At 65.6% G+C, this 16,020-nt stretch carries 18 protein-coding genes; 6 read left to right on the top strand and 12 right to left on the bottom strand.

What is annotated here, in order from left to right:
* The first annotated feature begins 79 nt into the window (after nucleotides 1-79).
* On the top strand, nucleotides 80-1,597 hold the full coding sequence (gene glpK, locus VEI45_RS18705; RefSeq protein WP_324855899.1) for a glycerol kinase GlpK: 1,518 nt from the start codon (nucleotides 80-82) through the stop codon (nucleotides 1,595-1,597).
* A gap of 73 nt (nucleotides 1,598-1,670) precedes the next feature.
* On the opposite strand, the gene VEI45_RS18700 is transcribed toward glpK, so the two are convergent.
* Together VEI45_RS18700 and VEI45_RS18695 are read right to left on the bottom strand one after the other, a co-directional pair.
* Nucleotides 1,671-2,396, bottom strand: a complete 726-nt coding sequence (locus tag VEI45_RS18700; RefSeq protein ID WP_324855897.1) for a PadR family transcriptional regulator — start codon at nucleotides 2,394-2,396, stop codon at nucleotides 1,671-1,673.
* Between the two features lie 184 nt (nucleotides 2,397-2,580).
* Complete coding sequence (locus tag VEI45_RS18695; protein WP_324855895.1) at nucleotides 2,581-3,408, bottom strand: RDD family protein; 828 nt, start codon at nucleotides 3,406-3,408, stop codon at nucleotides 2,581-2,583.
* 86 nt (nucleotides 3,409-3,494) lie between these two features.
* Here VEI45_RS18695 and VEI45_RS18690 point away from each other — a divergent pair, with 86 nt between their 5' ends.
* Entirely contained in the window at nucleotides 3,495-4,487 is a 993-nt protein-coding gene (locus VEI45_RS18690) for a stage II sporulation protein M (protein WP_324855892.1), read from the top strand.
* 1 nt (nucleotide 4,488) lies between these two features.
* Here the strand turns inward: VEI45_RS18690 and VEI45_RS18685 are convergent, their stop codons facing one another.
* Genes VEI45_RS18685 through VEI45_RS18665 form a run of 5 tightly spaced genes read right to left on the bottom strand, consistent with a single transcriptional unit; the run spans nucleotide 4,489 to nucleotide 9,793 of the window.
* The gene (locus VEI45_RS18685; protein ID WP_324855890.1) at nucleotides 4,489-5,820 is read right to left on the bottom strand and encodes a DUF58 domain-containing protein; all 1,332 of its coding nucleotides are present in this window, start codon (nucleotides 5,818-5,820) and stop codon (nucleotides 4,489-4,491) included.
* On the bottom strand, nucleotides 5,820-6,803 hold the full coding sequence (locus tag VEI45_RS18680) for a MoxR family ATPase (RefSeq protein WP_324855888.1): 984 nt from the start codon (nucleotides 6,801-6,803) through the stop codon (nucleotides 5,820-5,822). The genes VEI45_RS18685 and VEI45_RS18680 overlap by 1 nt, the downstream gene beginning before the upstream one ends.
* Nucleotides 6,800-7,945: a DUF4350 domain-containing protein gene (locus VEI45_RS18675; RefSeq protein WP_324855886.1), complete on the bottom strand. Its 1,146-nt coding sequence runs from the start codon at nucleotides 7,943-7,945 to the stop codon at nucleotides 6,800-6,802. The genes VEI45_RS18680 and VEI45_RS18675 overlap by 4 nt, the downstream gene beginning before the upstream one ends.
* Nucleotides 7,927-8,580 (bottom strand): DUF4129 domain-containing protein, encoded by a 654-nt coding sequence (locus VEI45_RS18670; protein ID WP_324855884.1) that lies wholly within the window; start codon nucleotides 8,578-8,580, stop codon nucleotides 7,927-7,929. Before VEI45_RS18670 ends, VEI45_RS18675 begins: the two co-directional genes overlap by 19 nt.
* A gap of 13 nt (nucleotides 8,581-8,593) precedes the next feature.
* Complete coding sequence (locus tag VEI45_RS18665) at nucleotides 8,594-9,793, bottom strand: hypothetical protein (RefSeq protein WP_414687525.1); 1,200 nt, start codon at nucleotides 9,791-9,793, stop codon at nucleotides 8,594-8,596.
* A gap of 169 nt (nucleotides 9,794-9,962) precedes the next feature.
* On the opposite strand from VEI45_RS18665, the gene VEI45_RS18660 reads away from it, so the two are divergent.
* The gene (locus tag VEI45_RS18660) at nucleotides 9,963-10,427 is read left to right on the top strand and encodes a GatB/YqeY domain-containing protein (RefSeq protein WP_324855880.1); all 465 of its coding nucleotides are present in this window, start codon (nucleotides 9,963-9,965) and stop codon (nucleotides 10,425-10,427) included.
* 87 nt (nucleotides 10,428-10,514) lie between these two features.
* On the opposite strand, the gene VEI45_RS18655 is transcribed toward VEI45_RS18660, so the two are convergent.
* Complete coding sequence (locus VEI45_RS18655; RefSeq protein ID WP_324855878.1) at nucleotides 10,515-11,336, bottom strand: SDR family NAD(P)-dependent oxidoreductase; 822 nt, start codon at nucleotides 11,334-11,336, stop codon at nucleotides 10,515-10,517.
* A gap of 167 nt (nucleotides 11,337-11,503) precedes the next feature.
* On the opposite strand from VEI45_RS18655, the gene VEI45_RS18650 reads away from it, so the two are divergent.
* Together VEI45_RS18650 and VEI45_RS18645 are read left to right on the top strand one after the other, a co-directional pair.
* A complete protein-coding gene (locus VEI45_RS18650) occupies nucleotides 11,504-12,622 on the top strand; it encodes a dihydrodipicolinate reductase (protein ID WP_324855876.1) in 1,119 nt (372 codons plus the stop codon).
* Nucleotides 12,615-13,001 (top strand): hypothetical protein, encoded by a 387-nt coding sequence (locus VEI45_RS18645; protein WP_324855874.1) that lies wholly within the window; start codon nucleotides 12,615-12,617, stop codon nucleotides 12,999-13,001. The genes VEI45_RS18650 and VEI45_RS18645 overlap by 8 nt, the downstream gene beginning before the upstream one ends.
* 117 nt (nucleotides 13,002-13,118) lie before the next feature.
* Here VEI45_RS18645 and VEI45_RS18640 read toward each other — a convergent pair whose 3' ends face one another.
* Genes VEI45_RS18640 through VEI45_RS18625 form a run of 4 tightly spaced genes read right to left on the bottom strand, consistent with a single transcriptional unit; the run spans nucleotide 13,119 to nucleotide 15,351 of the window.
* Nucleotides 13,119-14,096, bottom strand: coding sequence for a nitrilase-related carbon-nitrogen hydrolase (locus tag VEI45_RS18640; protein WP_324855872.1), 978 nt, complete (start codon nucleotides 14,094-14,096; stop codon nucleotides 13,119-13,121).
* On the bottom strand, nucleotides 14,093-14,521 hold the full coding sequence (locus VEI45_RS18635) for a hypothetical protein (protein WP_324855870.1): 429 nt from the start codon (nucleotides 14,519-14,521) through the stop codon (nucleotides 14,093-14,095). The genes VEI45_RS18640 and VEI45_RS18635 overlap by 4 nt, the downstream gene beginning before the upstream one ends.
* A 10-nt stretch (nucleotides 14,522-14,531) precedes the next feature.
* Nucleotides 14,532-15,092 (bottom strand): SDR family NAD(P)-dependent oxidoreductase, encoded by a 561-nt coding sequence (locus VEI45_RS18630; RefSeq protein WP_324855868.1) that lies wholly within the window; start codon nucleotides 15,090-15,092, stop codon nucleotides 14,532-14,534.
* Between the two features lies 1 nt (nucleotide 15,093).
* The gene (locus VEI45_RS18625) at nucleotides 15,094-15,351 is read right to left on the bottom strand and encodes an SDR family NAD(P)-dependent oxidoreductase (RefSeq protein WP_324855866.1); all 258 of its coding nucleotides are present in this window, start codon (nucleotides 15,349-15,351) and stop codon (nucleotides 15,094-15,096) included.
* 231 nt (nucleotides 15,352-15,582) lie between these two features.
* Here VEI45_RS18625 and VEI45_RS18620 point away from each other — a divergent pair, with 231 nt between their 5' ends.
* A complete protein-coding gene (locus tag VEI45_RS18620; protein WP_324855864.1) occupies nucleotides 15,583-16,011 on the top strand; it encodes a DUF4345 domain-containing protein in 429 nt (142 codons plus the stop codon).
* The last annotated feature ends 9 nt before the right edge of the window (nucleotides 16,012-16,020 follow it).

The following is a 16,020-nucleotide window of genomic DNA, read 5'->3' as shown; positions in this document are numbered from 1 at the left end:
TGTCGATGATCTCGCTGCCCGGTAGACCATCATGGACAGTTATAGGCAATGATCGCCGCCATCCTGCGGAGGAGAGCAATTGGCCGAGTTCGTCGCTTCGATCGACCAGGGCACCACCAGCACCCGGTGCATGATTTTCGACCACGACGGCACCGAGGTAGGCCGCCATCAGCTTGAGCATGAGCAGCTTCTGCCACACGCCGGCTGGGTCGAGCACAATCCGATCGAGATCTGGGAGCGCACCACCTCGGCGCTGATGTCGGCGCTCAATGCGACCAATCTATCATCGAAAGACATTGTCGCGCTGGGGATCACGAATCAGCGGGAGACGACACTGGTGTGGAACCGGCATACCGGCCGACCTTACTGTAATGCGATCGTCTGGCAGGACACCCGCACCGACCGCATCGCGTCGGCACTGGACCGCGATGGCCGCGGCGACGTGATCCGGCGTAAAGCCGGTCTGCAGCCGGCGACGTATTTCTCCGGCGGCAAACTGCAATGGATTTTGGAGAACGTCGAAGGGGTGCGGGCAGCAGCGGAGCGCGGTGAGGCGGTCTTCGGCACCGCGGACAGCTGGCTGTTGTGGAATCTGACCGGCGGTCCCCGCGGCGGCGTGCATGTCACCGATGTCACCAACGCCAGTAGGACCATGCTGATGGATCTAGAGACGCTGGACTGGGACGACGAGTTGCTGTCTTTTTTCGACGTCCCCCGCGCGATGTTGCCGTCGATCGCGGCGTCGTCGCCATGCCAGCCCTACGGCGTCACGCTGGATGCCGGACCGCTCGGCGGTGAGGTGCCGATCACCGGGATTCTCGGTGATCAGCACGCGGCGATGGTCGGCCAGGTATGCCTGGACCCCGGAGAGGCCAAGAACACCTACGGCACCGGCAATTTTCTGCTGCTCAACACCGGCGAGCAGATTGTGCGGTCCCGCAACGGTCTGTTGACGACGGTGTGCTATCAATTCGGCGACGCGAAACCCGTTTACGCGCTTGAGGGTTCGATCGCGGTGACCGGTTCGGCGGTGCAATGGCTACGCGACCAGTTGGGCATCATCAGCGGGGCTGCGCAGAGTGAGGCATTGGCCCGCCAGGTCGATGACAACGGCGGGGTGTACTTCGTGCCGGCGTTTTCCGGCTTGTTCGCGCCGTATTGGCGTTCCGATGCCCGTGGCGCGATCGTCGGGCTGTCGCGTTACAACACCAACGCGCACCTGGCCCGCGCCACGTTGGAGTCGATCTGTTATCAGAGCCGCGACGTGGTCGACGCGATGCAAGCCGATTCGGGTGTGCGCCTTGAGGTGCTGAAGGTCGATGGCGGGATCACCGCCAACGAGTTGTGCATGCAGATCCAGGCCGACGTGCTGGGTGTCGACGTGGTGCGGCCGGTGGTCGCGGAGACCACTGCGTTGGGCGCGGCGTACGCGGCGGGCCTGGCAGTCGGCTACTGGGCCGACCCGAACGACCTGCGGACTAACTGGCAGGAGGGCAAGCGGTGGACGCCGCAGTGGAGCGATGACGAGCGCGCCGCGGGATACGCAGGCTGGCGCAAAGCGGTGCAGCGCACCCTGGATTGGGTTGAGGTGTCCTGATTTCGGTGGCTGACGTGCGAAGGAAAGCTCCGGCGGGAACCAGAACGGGCTGGCCCCCACCGTCGCAGCACGATCAGTCGTCTTCGCCGAGGATCGTGTAGATCTCGCGACGAGCGTTGTTGACGATATCGATGATGCGTTGCTGCTGCTCAGCAGTTGCGGTATGAGCCGATTGCGCCACGGCGCCAAACAGTTGCCCGACGGCCGCCCGCAGGTTCAGATGGGCTGGATCGACACCGTCGGCGATCTCGTCCCACGGTGGCGTCTCGACCTTCTCCGCGGCAGCTTTGCCGGCATCGGTCAACTCGAAGAGCTTTTTGCTGCCCTCGGTTTCCGAGCCGGTAATCAGCCCCTCGTCGACCAGTAGTTGCAGGGTCGGGTAGACCGACCCTGGACTGGGTCGCCACAGGTCCTGGCTGCGCTCGGCGACCTCCTGGATCATCTCGTAGCCGTGCATCGGGCGCTCGGCCAGCAGCACCAGGATGGCGGCGCGGACGTCGCCGCGGCGGCCGCGCCGCCCGGGTCCGCCACGCCGTCTGCCGCGCGGGCCGGGGCCGAAGCCGAAGCCGAATCCGCCGGGTCCGAAACCCCGGCCGAAACCGGGTCCGAATCCCGGGCCGAACGGCCCGTCCTGGCCGGCGTCGTGACCGCGAACATAGTCGCGGAACTCGCGACGGGCCTGCCTGCGCTGTTCATGCAGTGCACGCCGTGCATGAGGATGGAAGCCATGGGGGCCAAAGCCCTGCGCGCCGGGGCCCCCGGGGAACGCCCCTTCTGCATGGGGGAATGGGTTGTTCATATGTCATCTCGTTTCTGGAAAGGTAGCGTCGGATGCACTACCGATACGATGACGATATATCGAAAACTATCGTGATGCAACGTTGGGTTTGCGGCGGCCCTTGTGACCTGGGATTTGTGGCTCGAAGCAGCGGGTAGCGCAGCAGTGATGAACGGAGAAAGCCGTCACGTGAAGGTCGATGCTTCTAGCGGGGCGGCGACAAGCCGCCGGCCGATGGCGGATCGGGCGGCAGCCAAGGAGGAGGCCCGGCGGGTGGCCACGCGATGTACCCGTTGGGCCGTAACCGTGTGAGCTCCCGGCGGTGTCGTTCGGCCAGCACCGCGGCCAGGGCGAGTTGCGGCGGGGTCCCGGGCGGCGGCGGAGGGGCGACGCAACTCAGCACGTCACTGGCGATCCGGTAGGCCATCTGATCGCGCAGCCGCGGGTCGAGTTCCGGTGCACGGGACAGGAATTGGCGCGCCACTTCGGCTTGCTCAGCGCTCAGCCCGGACAGCTGCAGCGATGCAGCCCACCAGGCCAACGGCGGTGGCATCAACGGCGGTGGGCCCAATTTCGGCCCACGTTCACTGATTACCACCGTGCCCGCGAAGATGTCGCCGATCCGTTTGGCTTTTGGCGAGAGCATGCTGCACATCACCGCTGGGCTTCCCAGTAACATCCAGATCTCGACGACCGAGGCCAGTGCGCGAAACAGCGCCTGGCGGAAGCGCTCCGGGCCGCCGTCCTCCGACACCACCCGCAGTCCCATCACCATCTTGCCCACCGAGCGACCCCGCGTTGCGGTTTCGAAGACGAGGGGGTAGCCGACGAACACAAGCACGGTGAAGATGATCATGATCGCGGCGGTCACGGCCTCGTCGAACTGGGTCAGCGCGGCTGCCCACAACGTCAGTGCCAACAGATAGCCGATGACGATGACGGCGATGTCGATCAGCGCGCCGACCGCCCGCACCGGCAGTTGCGCGATCGGCACGTCGAGCACTACCGCGTCTCCGGTCACCACGTGCGGCATACTGCGAACGCTACCCGGCTGGCCTCCGGCGGCGACCCGCTGCACTCGGCTGCGCCGAGTTTGCGATCGCCGCTAGGCTCCCAGTGGTGGACGTCGACGCGTTCGTGCTTGCGCACCGCGACACCTGGGATCGCCTCGACCGATTGGTGGGAAAGCGCCGGCAGTTGAGCGGCGCCGAGATCGACGAACTCGTCGAGCTCTATCAGCGGGTGTCGACGCACTTGTCGATGCTGCGCTCGGGGTCCTCCGATTCAGCCTTGGTAGGCAGCCTTTCGAGTTTGGTGGCGCGTGCCCGAGCCGCGGTCACCGGTGCCCACGCCCCGCTGTCCAGTGAATTCACCCGGTTTTGGACCGTGTCATTTCCGGTGGTGGCCTACCGTGCCTGGCGGTGGTGGCTGGCGACGGCGGTAGTGTTCTTCGCCGTCGCGGCGGTCATCGCAGTGTGGGTAATCGGCAGCGCGGAAGTCCAGTCCATGATCGGAACACCAAGCGACATCGATGAATTGGTCAACCATGACTTCGCCTCGTACTACAGTGAGCACTCCGCCGTCGCGTTCGGGCTGCACGTCTGGGTCAACAATTCCTGGGTGGCCGCGAAGTGCATTGCGTTCTCCGTGGTGCTGGGTGTGCCGATCCCGTTCGTGTTGTTCGCCAACGCCGCCAACCTCGGAGTCGTGGCCGGTCTGATGCTTCAGGCCGGGAAGGGCGACGTCATGCTGGGATTGCTGATTCCGCATGGCCTGCTGGAGTTGACCGCGGTCTTTCTGGCGGCTGCCGCCGGAATGCGACTGGGGTGGTCCGTGATCTCGCCGGGTGATCGCCCGCGAGGAGAGGTGCTTGCCGAGCAAGGCCGTGCCGTCGTCGCCGTCGCCGTGGGATTGGTTGTGGTGCTACTCGTCTCGGGTGCCATCGAGGCGTTGATCACCCCGTCGCCGTTACCGACATTTCTGCGGATCGGCATCGGAATCCTCTTCGAGGCAGGGTTTTTGATTTACATCGTGTACTTCGGCCGCCGGGCGGTTCGGGCGGGCGAAACCGGCGACATCGCCGATGCGCCGGACGTTGTGCCAACCCGCTGAGTTAGAGCCGGCCGGTGGCTTTCATCGCCAGGTAACGGTCAGCCAGCGCCGGCGCGAGTTCGGTGGGCGGAGCGTCGATCACGTCCACGCCGGCGTGCCGAAGCCGTGAGGCGATTGTGTGCCGGTCGTTTCGAGAATGTTCGGCGGCCGCCGCGTCGTACACCGCGGCCGCATCCGCGCGCCCGGCGGCCAGTTGGTCGACGCGCGGGTCGGCCACCGCGGCGATGATCACCCGATGCTTGGCCGAGAGCTGGGGCAGTACCGGCAGCAGCCCCTCGTCGAGGGCGCTGGCATTGAGGTCGGTCAGCAGCACTACCAGCGCGCGTCGCCGTGTTCGCCGGACGATAGCTGAAACCATTGCGGTAGAATCGGATTCGACGAGCGCCGGTTGTAACGGAGCCAGCGCATCGACCAGCCGGGCCAGTAGCTCGGTTCGTGACGCGCCGAACACGCTGGCGCGGGTCACCCGGTCATGCGCCAAGAAGTCGACATGGTCACCGGCTCGCGAAGCGAGCGCTGCCAGCAGCAGAGCAGCATCCATCGACCAATCGAGCCGGGGCCAACCGGTTGGATCGCTGGCCGTCGGATCGACACCAACACGACCGGCAGCCGTGCGTCCGGTGTCGAGTACGATGACGACCCGCCGGTCACGTTCAGGCCGCCAGGTCCGCACCACGACGTCGGCCCGCCGGGCGGTGGCCCGCCAGTCGATCGAGCGGACATCGTCACCGACGACATACTCTCGCAGCGAGTCGAATTCGGTGCCCTGCCCCCGAGTCAGGGTCGGCAGTAGCCCGTCGATCTCCCGGAGTTTGGCCAGCCGGGACGGCAGATGCTTGCGCGACAAGAACAGCGGCAGCACCCGAACTTGGCCAGGCACCGGACGCGTCCTCTGCCGTCCCGCCATTCCCAGCGGGCCGATAGACCGTGCGGTGACGACCGCCGAGCGCTGATCACCGCGGCGGACGGGGCGTAGGCAGGTGTCCACACGCCGCAGCTGACCGGCGGCGATGTCGACGGAGTGGGTAGCCGGTTCGGCGCGCGCGCTGGGAGCCCAGGCATCGCGAACCTGTCCGCGGAACCGGCGCCGGCCCCCATTGTGGATCAGCAGACTGGCGTTCACCGGTTCGCCGAGCCGCACCGAGCCACTGGCGCCGTTGTGCATGCGGGTGTACTGCAATTGGGACGGGCTCGCGGCCAAACCGGCATCAGCGATGACCCCGACGGCCAGCGCCGCCAGTAGCGCGACGAAAGACGTTGCTGGCCAGGGTGATAGCACAATTGGCAGGATGCAGATGAGTGCAATCAGCCCGGTGCGCCCGGTCAGGATCACTAGCGTGGCACCGGGACCGAAGCCAAAATGCCGTCGAGCACGCCATCGGGCGTGGCACCCTCCAGCTCGGCTTCCGGCCGGAGAATCACCCGGTGCCGCAGCGTTGGCCGGGCCATGGCCTTCACGTCGTCGGGCGTGACGTAATTGCGTCCGGAAAGCCATGACCACGACCGCGCGGTGGCCAGCAATGCGGTTGCACCGCGCGGTGAGACACCCAGCTGCAGCGCAGGCGAGTGGCGGGTGGCGCTGACGATGTCGACGATGTACCCGAGCACCTCGTCGGCGACAAGTACCCGGCGCACCGCATCGCGGCCCGCTGCCAGGTCGGTCGGCCCGGCCACGGGTCGGATCGCCGACAAGTCGCGTGGATCAAAGCCGTGCGCATGCCGGTCGAGGATGGCAATTTCGGCGTCGCGTGGCGGCATCGGCACATTCAGTTTGAGCAGGAACCGGTCTAATTGCGCCTCGGGCAACTGGTACGTGCCTTCGTATTCGATCGGGTTTTGCGTCGCCGCGACGATAAACGGGTCGGGTAGCGCTCTCGGTTCGCCATCCACGCTGACTTGGCGCTCTTCCATCGCCTCCAGCAAGGCCGCTTGGGTCTTCGGTGGCGTGCGGTTGATTTCGTCCGCCAACATGAGATTGGTGAAGACCGGACCGCTTCGGAAGACGAACGCAGCCGTGCGAGTGTCGTAGACCAGCGATCCGGTGACGTCGCCGGGCATCAGGTCCGGCGTGAACTGGACCCGCTTGAATTCCAGTCGGAGTGCCGCGGCCAGCGAACGCACCAGCAGCGTCTTCGCCACGCCTGGAACACCTTCGAGCAATACGTGGCCGCGGCATAACAAGGCGATCACCAACCCGGTGATCACCGCGTCCTGGCCGACGACGGCCTTGCCGATCTCGCTGCGCAACGCCAGTAACGCATGACGCGCCGATTCCGCCACCGGCGGCTGAGCGGAGGTGGAACGCGGGCGAGTCATGTTTGTGCGACCTGCCTTTCGATATCGTCAAGTGCGCGGGCAAGCTGTACCAGGTCGGCATCGGAGGCCGGCGACGGGCCAAACAATATATGCCGCACCGACTCTTCGTGAGATCTACTGCGTTGCGCGACGGCGATCACCACCGCTGGCGCCGATGTGTCCGTACCTAGCCCGAGCCGGGGCAGCAGTCGCTGCAGTGTCGCAGCGCGCAATGCTTGCGCCGCGCGATCGCGGGCCCGCCGCGATCGGTATAAGCGGCCGCGGCCCTCGACCGTTTCCGACGCGCGTACTACGACGGGAAGTTCCTCGGCGACCAGCGGACCGATTCGACGACCCTTCCACACAGCGATCAGTAGCACTGCCAGCCACAGTTGCAGGACCATCCAGATGACGTTATCTGGGATGAGACCGAAGATCGTCGTCGAACCTGATGATTCGCCTTCGATCCGCTGCGGTGCGTACCACACCAGGCGGGTGTGCTGGCCGGCGAGGTTCATTGCCAGCGCGGCGTTGCCGGCGTGCAAGAGGCCTGCGTTGGTCATGAAGTCGGTACTGCCGACCACTGTCACCGTGCGTTCGCCGTCGCGATAACGGACCAACGCTCCGCCATAGCAGCTGGTGACCGCCCGGTCATCGACGGCATGAAAGGTGTTGGATGGCCCGAAATCCACCGACCCCGCCCGCTCCGCCTCGCGCAGCGTGCAATTCGGCTTGGCGTCGAGCAGGCTGGCGCCGCTGCGGATACCGGGGGCGATGGCGGCGCGGGCGTGCGAGGTCGGCTCTACCAGCAGCCGATCGCCCGGAGTAGCGGCCAGCCGCCGAAGCGGTGAATCGCTTGTGACGCGCTGGCTCTGGGCGAACAGCAGCAGCGTTCCGGGGCGCGTTGCGTTTTCCGCATCGACGACACTGGTGGCGACCACCACGGTGATACCACGGTCTCGCAGCAGCGTGACCAACGCGTGCGCGCCCTCGGGTCCGGTCGAGGCCGCGTCCATCCGTCCTCCCGGACGTGGTGCAGTCAGGTAGGTGCCGATCGCGGCGACGCCGCAGACGGCGGCCAGCACGAGTAGCGCCCAACGCCATGATCGCCGCTGGCGCACCCGGGTGGCCTCGTCGGTGACGGTCACCGAACCGGGGCCCATGAGTTGACGGTGACGGGCTGATCCAGCGCCGGTCGGCCGGCGGCGGACCGGAATCGCAGGTGGTCATCAAGATCGACAATCATCTGGTAGGCAGCCGGTGTTCCCGGTCTTTGGCCGTAGGTGACATCATTGAAAGCGGTTGCCGCTTGGGATAATTCAGGCGCCAGGTGGGGTAGGCGTTCGCCGGCATCGTGGGCCAGCTCGTTGGCGGTGCGGCCGGGAGCCGGGCCCAGGACCCGGGCTTCCTCGAGACCGCGGGCCACCGCACGCAGCCGATGTCGAATTGCTGCGGTCCAATTGCCTTCGGCGGCAAAGCGTTCCGCAACTGCGCGATGTTGGTCGGCGCTTAGCTGAGCGGTATCGAATAGCTGATGGTCGCCACCGCGACGCGTGCGGATGGTGCGCCGGGCGACTCGGATGGCGATCATTATCGCGACAATCAGCAAGGTGAACAGCACGCTGAGGGTGAACCATCCGCCGGGTAGGGAAGAGCCTTTTTCGATAAGGCGAAAGAGCAAGTCATGGATCCATTCGTGTAGCCGCTGGGTCAGTGAGCCCTTGGGGTAGATCGGTTTGTCGAGTTCGCGTTGGGCGGCCTGGTGTGCGGTGTCGCGGTCAACGTCGATGGCGGACATTCTCGGCTCGTCCCTACTCCGGCCGGGTGAGCCAGAGATAGTCGGTGGAGGCCGCTGGCTGCATGCGCGCAGGACCGCCGGCGGCACCGGTCTGCAAGACCAGATCGAATGCCTCGGCGCGGATCCGACGGTCGGTGTAGAGCAGGGCAACGACGCCGGCGCTGAATGGGGCAGTGAGGATCCGGCCGATCGCCGATCCGACCGCCCCGACTGTCGCGCCGACAAGCGACCAGCCACTGGGTGCGACCAGCAAGTGACCGACGAAGTTGAACGGCGCGGCGATCGCACCGGCGATTAAAACCACCACCACCCAAGTCAAGACTCGGATGCCAAGGATTCGCCAGAAACTGTTGCGAACCAACGTAAATGATCGCGTGATCGCATCGATCACCGGCAGCCGCTCCAGCACTATCAGCACCGGTGCAAACGACAGCACTGTGTAGAAGTAGACCACCGACGCCATCGACGCCAGTGTCAGGGGCAACCCGATGAGAATGGCCGCCGCTGCGCTGCCGGCGGCGGCGACCGCCGCGATGGTCAGCCCCACCAGTCCGCTCAGGATTATCAGTCCAACGGACTCCAGCGCCACCAGCCCGATCAATGCGGTCAGCCGCCCACGAATCTTGGCCCAGGTTTCGCCGGGACCGATCGTTGAGCCGAACACCGCCCGGCCCACGACGGCGGTGAGCATGCCGCTGAGCAGGACGCCGGCCAGCCAGCCGACTAGGCCTGCGAGCGCCGCCGCCAGCAGCCAGGCTGTCACGTCACCCCCGGTGAGTTCGTCGGCCGGGGCCGTCGTTAGCCGGCCCGCAGCAGCCAGGGGTCCGGCGGCGGCGATCAACGTGATGATCTGCGTACTCACCACGATGATCGCGGTCAGCCCCAAGGTGGCCTTCACGTTGGTCCGGATGTAGGCGGCTGCGCCATTGAAGATGTCGCTGAGGCTCAATGGCCGTAACGGGATTATCCCCGGCTTGCGTGTCGCAGAACCGGGCGGTGGCGCACTGCGGTAGCCGGACGGCAAGGCATAGCCGGGGGCAGCAGGGTAGCTCGGTGGCGGGTAGGGACCGTAACCCGGCGGCGGATAGGTGGGGGGTGGGCCGTAGCCCGGCGGCGGATAGCCCAGGTAGCCCAGCGGTGGGTAGGCGGGGGGGCGGTAACCGAGCGGGGGGTACTCCGGGTAGTCCGGGTAATCGGGCGGAGGCGCGCTCACCAGGTAGGGCCGTCGTCGGTCATGAGCGCCGCTCCAACGCATCGCTTCGCTGTGCATCGCCGGCGCGGATCATGGCTCCATAGTGTCGAGCACCGGCGCATTTCTCAACGTCCCGCAATGCGCGCGGTGTCGCTGCTTAGAGGTGGTGCGGCGCGTAGCGTCTCTAGCCATGGCGGAACTCAAGTCCCGGCTGAGGGCGGATCTGACTGATGCGATGAAGACGCAGGACAAGTTGCGTACCGCGACGCTGCGCATGCTGCTGGCCGCGATTCAGACCGAGGAGGTCTCCGGCAAAGAAGCGCGGGAACTCTCCGACGACGAGGTGCTCAAGGTGTTGGCCAGGGAGTCCAGGAAGCGCGGCGAGGCCGCAGAGATCTATACCCAAAACGGCCGCGGGGAGCTCGCGGCCAACGAGCACGCCGAAGCGCGGGTCATTGACGAGTATCTGCCGACGCCGCTCACGGAAGCCGAGGTGGCCGACGTCGCCGATACCGCCATCGCGCAGGTGGCTGAACAGTTGGGCGAGCGGCCGGGTATGAAGCAGATGGGCTTGGTGATGAAGGCCGCCACTGCGCTGGCGGCCGGCAAGGCCGACGGTGCTCGGCTGTCCGCCGCAGTCAAGGACCGCCTCTAGCCCCGACCATGCGCCGGCGGGCGCCTAGCTGCTTTGCTGCCGAAACCGGCTCCGGCACATGCGAATCCACACCCGCCTGCCCGAAACCTACTCCGGGTCGCTGTCCTGCCAGTCGCAGCCGGTCAACTCAACAGACAATTCCCACAACCGAGCTGCCATCACGGCGTCGCGAGCCTTCTTGTGGAGCCTGGTCACCCTCGGCTTGCCCCACTGGCTGAACCGGGGCGCGAGATAGCTGCCGCTGGGCAGGTCGGTGGTAACCGCCTGAATGGTGGACCGCGCGCCCGTCGCCGCGCTGTGTGCGGGAAACCGGCGGAAGGTGTGCTCCCGCACCCAGGGCAGCACACCAGTGGTATCCCGGGTGATATCGGTATCCGTCGCACCCGGATCGGTCATGTACGTCCGCACCCCGCGGCATGCCAGTTCGCGGCTGAAGAGCATGACGGCCAGCTTGGACTCCCCGTAGGCTGCCCACTTGGAGTACTTGCGGGTGTGCCAGTTCAAGTCGTCGATGTGGAGGCGGCTCAGGGCGTATGCCGAGCTGACCACCGAGATCACCCGGTCTTTGATCCTGTTGCCGAGGAGGCAGGTCAACGCGAAATGGCCGAGGTAGTTGGTGCCCATATGCGCCTCGAATCCGTCCGCCGTACGGGTCAGCGGCAGACCCAGCACGCCAGCGTTGTTGATCAACACGTCGACGCCGTCCACCGAGTCGGCGAACTTGCGCACGCTGGCCAGATCGGCGAGATCGAGGTGGGCTATCTCAACGTCGCCGGCCATGGTGGCTGCGGCTTGCTCAGCTTTCGGAATGGTGCGACATGCGATCATGACGCTGTGACCAGTGGCGGCGAGTGCCGCGGCGGTTGCCCTGCCGACGCCGCTATTGCCGCCCGTGACAATGACTCTCACCCGACGATCATGCAGTGTTTGCGACAGTTGCGCAGCGGATCTGGACGAGGCGCCGGATGTCAAACCAGATATGGATTGCGGCTCTTGACCGCTCGGTTGCCGATCGGCTATGTTCCGGTTGCCGATCGGCAACTCAACTGGCGACGACTGGAGTGACAAAGGAATCGATGGGCGCTTCCACGCATCGGGTAATCCAATGGGGCACAGGTAACACCGGTCAACGTGCACTCCGCGAAGTGATTCGTGACCCGGCCCTCGAACTCGTCGGGGTGCTGGTCTACGACCCGGCCAAGGACGGCGTGGATGCCGGTGAATTGTGCGGTGAGCCTGCCACCGGAATCCTCGCCACCACCAACCGCGACAACGTGCTCGCGCTTGACGCGGATTGCTGCGTGTACATGCCGCGCGCAACCGGGAGCGGTCAAACCCGGGCGGGGTTGAGCGAACAGGAACTGGTCGACGACGTGGTGGCGCTGCTTCAGGCCGGGACCAGCGTCGTCACCACCTGTACCGATCTGTTCGCCAAAGGTGCGCGGTTGACCGACGACAATCGGGCCCGCGTGCTGAAGGCATGTGCGCACGGCGGTGCAGCTGTGTGGGCCAGCGGGAGTGACCCCGGCTTCATCACCGAAACCCTTGTGCTGGCGCTGCTTTCGGTGCAACGCCGCGTCGATTTGATCGAGATCGAGGAGTTCGGCGATTTGTCCGGGCGGCCGTCGCGGCACATGGTGATCGACCAGATGAGATTCGGGAAACCGCTGGAGGATTTCGACCCGGACCGGCGCAAGAACCATCTGTTCGGCGAGTACCAGCCCGCGCTTACCGTGCTAGCCGATATTGCGGGCTTGAACATCGACGAGTGGACCGCCGAAGGCGGAGTGGCCGCGGCCAAGGAGGATCTGCACATTGCAGCTGGTGAGATCCTGGCGGGTACCGCTGCGGCACAGCGGATCATCATCAATGGACGCAACCGCGGGACCGACCGGATCCGGTTCATTCAATACGGATTCGTCGCGATGGACACCGAGCCCGACTGGGGCTTGCAGCCCACCGGCTGGCGCGTGCGGGTGCACGGCGACGCGCCGCTCGACCTGAGCATGCCGTTCCCGGTACCCCTTGAGGAGCTCGCATCGGTCGTGCCCGCCTTCAACGCCAACGGATTGGTCAATGCCATCCCGTACGTCTGCGCTTCTGCGCCGGGGATCCTCACCACCGAGGAGCTGCCGCACATCCTAGCTCGCGGCCCGCATCCGGCTGGTCGACCAAGGAGCTACCCCGATGGGTGATCAGGGTCCGTTGAGGCGGAAGGTCTTGCAGTATCAGGAAGTCATGAAGCAGTTGGTGCCGACTGCACGGACGCCACGGGACTGGGCACCGCTGGCCGAGTTCGCGTCGGTCGACGACTTCGAGCGCATCGGAACGTTCCTCGAAGTTCACGACTGGCAGCAGTACACGGAAATGCTGAGTCGGTGGGCAGGTTCAATCGACACGTTTGAGACCACCGTCAAGCGCATCTCCGAGCTGGCTGGGCTGGTGTACTTCGAGATCGAGGAGCGGCACGTCCGTAATCAGCGGGCCCACATCGTGAACTCGATGACCGTGTTCGAGTTCGACGCTCACGCAAAGATCCGCCACCTGACCGTTTACCTGCAGCAGCCGCGGTGACGGTATACCACTTCGGTGACTTCGCTGCGGCCGCGGACGACCCGACTGGCATCGACTCCGGCGGCCTGGCTGGAGCTCGTGGACGCACGCCTCGTGCCAAACGCGAACCGAGACGGCTCACCAGCCGCGGTCGTCGTCGGGCTCGGTGACAACGGTGGGCATCGGGCGTTCGTTGACCGAGAGCTGGAAGATGTCAGGCCTGGCGTAGTGGCCGACGACGTCGAGGTCGTATTTGCCTTCTGCGATCTGGGCGAGGTCGAGATCGGCTCGGACAATCGCTTCGCCCGAGAGCTCGGGTCCGGCGAGGACGTGGCCGAGGGGCGAAACGATCACCGACGCGCCGCGGCAGAGCACGGCATCCGGCTCGTGGTCGCCTTCGATTGGATAGTCCTCGGGGTAATCGTCACGGCGCACGAACTGCTCGGCTGAGAGCACGAAGCAGCGTCCCTCGCACGCGATGTGTTGCATCGAGGCGATCCAGCTGTCGCGGGGATCGGCGGTCGGGGCGCACCAGATCTGGATCCCTTTCGCGTACATCGCGGTCCGCAGCAGAGGCATGTAATTCTCCCAGCAGATCACGGCGCCGAGCCTGCCAATGGGCGTGTCGAACACCGGCAACGTGGAGCCATCGCCGCTGCCCCAGACCACTCTCTCGGCGGCGGTTGGCACGAGCTTGCGATGCTTACCCATGTACTCGCCGGAGGGCGAGAAGAACAGCACGGTGCAGTACAGCGTGCCGCCGTCGCGCTCGATGACACCGATCACGAGGTGAATGCCGTGTTCGCCGGCGATGGCCCCGAGTCGATCGACAGCGGGGCCAGGGACGTCGATCGACGATTCCCAATAGCGGCGGAACCAGGCCCGCCCTTCTGGTGTCCGCGACCCAATGCTGGCACCGAACGTCAGCCCACGCGGATAGCACGACACAAACGCTTCCGGGAATAGCACGAGATCTGCTCCGCCCGCTGCACTTTCGGCCGTCAGGCGCTCAACCTTCGTCAGCGTCGCCTCGAGGTCAAACGCCACAGGCGCAGCCTGCACGACGGCCGCCCGCACGATCCTGGGGGCCTCACCGCCAGCCGTGGACCCTGTCATCGCGTCTCCCCGGTCTTATCGCTCGGGGCGCAAGCCACGCCCTTGATCAGGGAAGTTTGACGCTCGCGGGTGAGCGCCGCAAGCGGCGCGTCGGTCTGCACGGTCTGCAGGTCGCGGCCCTCGATCAGCCGCATATCGACGTAGAGGCGGCGCTCGACTTCGAAGTAGCGATGAATAGGTGTCACGTGCGGGCTGTTCGACCGTGCCGCCGCGTGGGCCGCGCGGCGGAACCGCCGCATAAAATCCTCGTTCTCAAAGAAATGCGGGCGATCTCCCGTGAAAAATTTTTGCTTCGAACCGGTCTGGTTTCCAGTTCGAACGGCGACGAGACGATGAAACCGGGGCCGCTCATGATCTCCCGCCGCGATTCCACAGCCTTGCGCAATGCCAATCAAGCCGACCTGCAAATCGGCGGCTATAGCCATAGAGCCGATTTCAGCCGTCTGGCTGGTCGTTGGAGCCTCGGTTTCGCGCGGCAACCATTGCCGTACGTACGCGCCCGGCTCCTAGCAAACGGGCGAGATTGCCGACGAGCACCGGTGCGACGCCGCCGAGGGCTGCGCTCAGACGCATGCTGCCCGTAGCGACCGTGGTCTCGGCGCGATTGCGCTCGATTGCTCGGGCTACGGCGCGAGCGACATCCTCGGGGGAGCTAGTTCCGGTGCCCGGGGGCAGGGCGACTTCGGTCCGGGCGAACATGCCCGCATCCCGGATCGGGCCGGGAAACACCGTCGAGACGCCAACGCCGGTTCCGTGGAGTTCTTGTCGGAGTGCCAGCCCGAGCCCACGTAGCCCCCACTTGGTCGCCGTGTATACAGATCCATTGCCAGGCGTTGCGACGAGTCCAGCCACCGAGGAGATAAAAACGATGTGCCCCTCGCCGCGCTCTTTCATCGCCCCCGAAGCTGCGCGCGCGAGCGCCGCCGGGGCAAGTAGGTTGATCCTGATTGCCTCCTCCAGCTCGGTATCGCCCACCTCGGCAAGATCCTGTGCCATGTCAACTGCCGGCGTTGGCGACCAGCACATCCACTGGATCGGCCGATGCCAGCAGGTCGCGAATCTCCTCGGGCTTGGTGAGGTCGGCGACCAAACCGCGGGCCGGTGGACCTAACTCTGTGACCAATCGCGTGACATGAGTCTGCCGTCGGCCGGTGACAATGACGGCACAGCCGCGCCGCGCCAGGTCATGGGTGATGGCGCCACCGATTCCCCCGGTAGCACCTGTGACCAAAACACTTCGACCCGCTAGTCGCATACTTAACTCCCACCCGCCGCATCACTCGGCGGTTACTAGTGGCTCAAGCGCGAGTTCGACGCCGGCCTCGCAGATATCATCTCTGACCGTCGACGCCTTGCGTCAGATCTGAGGATTCCGACAACTCACTGAGAATCCGGGTTGTGTCGAGAACATCGAGAGTCGGATCATACGGCGCTCGATTGCCCTTATCTTCGCCTCAATCGCCTCACTCAGAGGATGATGAGGTTCGTGGATGATCCGTTTCCTTCGGACGGCGGTCGGCGAGCGCTGCAAGTGGCACTGGCCGTATTGGCGACGATCCCGTTCGCCAGGGGAGCTGTCGACGTTCTCGCGGGATCTGACCTGCTCCCAGGCGGCCCGAGTGATACCACAGCGTCTTTGGATAGTGAGTTCCGGTTCGCAAGCACCTTCTGGCTCGCTGTGGGCCCGGTTGTTTGGTCGCAGCTCCCGCGTGTGGCGAGCGACTCGCCGGTCTTGCCGCTGACCCTGGGCACCGTGTTTGTCGGCGGCCTCGCGCGGCTTCGCTCGTGGCAGCAGCGCGGACGCCCGCATCCGCTGTTCGTCGGAGCTATCGCACTGGAACTGATCGGCATGCCGATCGTCTTAGCGTGGCAGCGGAAGGTCGTCGCAAGAGCTAAGCGTGCGCCCATTACGTGAGGTGGGTGA

Origin of the sequence: Mycobacterium sp. (assembly GCF_035623875.1) — a bacterium.
Lineage (GTDB): Bacteria > Actinomycetota > Actinomycetes > Mycobacteriales > Mycobacteriaceae > Mycobacterium.
The sequence above is the reverse complement of the archived record's forward strand: the minus strand, read 5'-3'. Positions and strand labels throughout refer to the sequence as shown.